Annotated in this window: 1 protein-coding gene; it reads left to right on the top strand. The window is 61.0% G+C overall.

Features of this window, described 5'->3' with window-relative positions:
• Window positions 1-1,163 precede the first annotated feature (1,163 nt).
• Window positions 1,164-1,613 (top strand): hypothetical protein, encoded by a 450-nt coding sequence (locus D3A59_RS24830; RefSeq protein WP_119157969.1) that lies wholly within the window; start codon window positions 1,164-1,166, stop codon window positions 1,611-1,613.
• Window positions 1,614-1,647: the final 34 nt, after the last annotated feature.

The raw sequence follows: 1,647 nt of genomic DNA, 5'->3' as shown, positions 1-1,647 counted from the left end.
GTCTTCTTGCTGCTCATCCCCGCATCATGCCGCAGGGGCGGTTTCTAGAAGCTCCCCTCACCAACCGGGGGACAGCTTCGACGATCGAACAGTCGGCAGACGGCAAACCAGCCATTGATGAGGTGGATCACCATCCGGTCTGCAGCACGGTTGATCTCGGCAATGGTCCCTTCGATTGAAGCCATGGCTTCGTCCTTCGCTTCGGGTTTTCACGAATTTCTCAGGATACGCGGCGCAATGTTGAGTCCGGCAAACACTTGCGATCCGTGACGTAACGAGTGGCGAGGGCGGAGGACGCTGCCCAACTGAAGGCATATCGCTTCAATGGCCTAATATTTGTTAGGACGGGAGTCGGCCTCTTGCATGCAGGGTCAAAAAAAAGAAACCCTGGGAGCCGAAGCCTGCAGGGTTATGAACGTGCCAGATATCACTACCCACCGTTCAAACAGGGCAGCATCCCGATAATAAGGGAAGTCGTCTGGCGCCTCCTGATGCTTAAAGGAGATACGGGCATGTGCCCCACTTGCTCCCAGTCTATGTCCTCAGGCCTGCTGGCACTTGCTCTCTGCGCCCTTGCATGTCGCCAGCGTCGTTGTCTGGCTGCTGTGATCCGCTCCAGAGGAGTCTTCCCCCTTTGGGAGGAGCACTTCTTCTGACGATCAGGACGGCTTCCATGTGGCTTGACTAGAACGAGGGCGGCTATGGAGCGTCAGTCGCTCTAGGCACCGCCCCGTTCTCCTGCGCCTTTCTGATCGTCTCGTCGATCTGGTTACGTACAGCCGAGTAGCGCACGCTCCCGCCCATAGACATGTCGGCATAAGTACTGGGTGCGCCATTGGCTGGGTCAAAGCGTTTGAAAACGCGGTTACCGGGGGCGCGCACGGTCCAGCAATCGCCACGAGGCCAGCGCTCAAGGGTGACGACAGTCCATCGTGGAATCATGGCTCGCCATCAGCAAAAGTTGTGCTCAGTGAGACTGTGCTTCTGCGCGGGCTTGATGTCTACAGCTCGGTATTGACAGCAGTGACCTACGGCCTTACGGATGATCGGGTGCGCGCGGGTGTGGAGGGAACTCTGTCACAAGGCGTGCGCGCATTCGGCATGCGGCGAAGTTGCTACATCGGGCAGGCCAAGACAGCTTTCGCGGCCACTTCGAGTTCGGCTTGAAGTACGAGCGGATCCACCTAGAGTTTCTGTCGCGCCTGTTCCAGAGGATCGACCTATGCGAAGTCTCGGAGTGGGTGGCCGCGGAGCCGACCGGCGCCTACGCGCGGCGCACGGGTTTCCTCTTTGAGTGGGTCACGGGACGGCAGCTGCCGATACCCGACACGACCCAGGGCGGCTACGTCAACGCCATCGACCCCAACGAGTACCTCGTGGCGACGACCCCGACACGCAGCCGGCGCTGGCGCGTCAATGACAACCTGCCCGGCGTGCCGTCGTTCTGCCCGATGGCCTGGCTGGGGCCAGCGCAGCAGCGCGACTGGCTCTATGACATCACCGGGGGCGTGCAGGCGCTTGACGAAGACTTCGGCCCCGAGCTCCTTCTGCGGTGCGCGGCCTGGCTCACGTTCAAGGAGCCGCGTGCGGTACGTATTCAGCCGGGGTGCTGAACTGAGGATCAGCCGGCGGGCTGGGGCAGGAGGC

The sequence above is a fragment of the Caldimonas tepidiphila genome (genome assembly GCF_003569765.1).
GTDB classification, from domain to species: Bacteria; Pseudomonadota; Gammaproteobacteria; order Burkholderiales; family Burkholderiaceae_C; genus Caldimonas; species Caldimonas tepidiphila.
Note: the sequence above shows the minus strand (reverse complement) of the source record. Positions and strands in the feature narration are given on the sequence as shown.